The 1,536-nt window shown below is 42.4% G+C and carries 1 protein-coding gene and 1 pseudogene; one reads left to right on the top strand and one right to left on the bottom strand.

Translation table 11 applies throughout. From position 1 onward, the window contains the following. Positions 1-95 (bottom strand): annotated as a pseudogene (locus ACT3SX_RS14995) (IS200/IS605 family transposase); the annotation flags it as partial. A 74-nt stretch (positions 96-169) separates the two neighbouring features. On the opposite strand from ACT3SX_RS14995, the gene ACT3SX_RS14990 reads away from it, so the two are divergent. Next, positions 170-1,477: an RNA-guided endonuclease InsQ/TnpB family protein gene (locus tag ACT3SX_RS14990; RefSeq protein ID WP_192520979.1), complete on the top strand. Its 1,308-nt coding sequence runs from the start codon at positions 170-172 to the stop codon at positions 1,475-1,477. Positions 1,478-1,536: the final 59 nt, after the last annotated feature.

Here is a 1,536-nt window from a genome sequence, read left to right as displayed (position 1 = left end):
AGCTCACCTAAGACCTTTTTTCGGTACTTGGTAATAAAAACCAAATGAACGTGGAGGTTAAAGGCGGCATGACGGTTTTTGTATATCTCACTCATTGTAATAAAAACTCTTAAGTGCTAGTATTATAAGTATATTACTAAATGCACACTCATTAATAAAGAAGGCATTTATGAAAATCAACAAAGCGTATAAATTTAGGCTTGAGCCTAATACGGAGCAGGAGATTGTTTTAAATAATCTTGTCGGCTCTGCACGTTTTGTTTGGAATCAAATGCTAGCGATCTCATTTGAAATGTTTGCTAAAGATGAGTTTATCAATGCCACCAACCTTGTTAATAAAATCATGGGTCTAAAGAGCAACCCTGATTTTGCATTCTTAAAAAGCAGCTCAAACGCGGTGTCTTTACAACAAAAAGTACGTGATCTGGCATCGGCTTGGTCGCGTTTCTTTGATCCTAAAGTACATGCCAGATTAAAAGAAAATAAAAAGAAACCTCGCAAACCCAAGTTCTTTAAACTGGCTGACGGCACAGAAATCCAGCTACGCCCGTTGATGCCAAGATTTAAGCGCAAATCAGATGGGCGCGACTCAATTCGCTTGGTTCAGTTTGATAAATACTGCCGTGTTGAGGGCAACCGAGTAAAACTGCCTAATGGCATTGGCCTGGTGAAGTTTAGGAAGTCGCAAGACATTATTGGTACAATTAAAAATGTCACCATCGGCAAGAAATCGGGGCACTGGTACGTGTCGTTTGGCACAGAGCGCGAACTGGCTGAGAACCCTCGCCACTCCTCTAAAAGCGCCATTGGCTTAGATATGGGTATCAGCAAACTACTCACCACCTCAGACGGTCAGTACATCAAACCTAAGAACAGCTTTAAAGCCAATCAAGTAAAACTGGCTAAATTACAGCGTCAATTAAGCAGGAAGGTTCTGTTTAGCCAAAACTGGAAAAAGCAGAACCGCAAGATTCAAAAGCTACACCATCATATCGCTAACATTCGCCATGACTACTTGCATAAAACCACCACCAGTATCAGCAAAAACCACGCCATGATTGCTTGTGAGGATTTAAAAGTCGCCAATATGTCGAAATCAGCCAGTGGTACGGTGGAGAATAAAGGTCGTAATGTCAAAGCCAAGTCAGGATTGAATAAATCAATCTTAGATCAAGGTTGGGGCATGATGGTCAATATGCTTGAGTACAAGCAGCAATGGCGCGGCGGCTTACTGATTAAAGTAAATCCACGATACACTAGCCAAACTTGCTCTAGGTGCCAGCATATCGCTAAGGAAAACAGACAAACTCAGTCTAAATTCGAGTGCGTCAAATGCAGGTATGTTGCGAACGCTGATTTTAATGCGGCTCGTAATATATTAGCGGCAGGACATGCCGTATTGTCTGCGGAGGGAGGATGCAGTAAAGGTCGCCCGTTGAAACAGAAAACAAGTGACCCTCGTGAGAAGGTCGCCTAAGAGCATTTGCTTTTAGAATCCCCCACTTGAGCTTTGCGAAAGTGGTGGGAGTATGTCAA

It is taken from the genome of Psychrobacter sp. AOP31-B2-9 (assembly GCF_052378005.1).
Taxonomy (GTDB): domain Bacteria; phylum Pseudomonadota; class Gammaproteobacteria; order Pseudomonadales; family Moraxellaceae; genus Psychrobacter.
The sequence above is the reverse complement of the archived record's forward strand: the minus strand, read 5'-3'. Positions and strand labels throughout refer to the sequence as shown.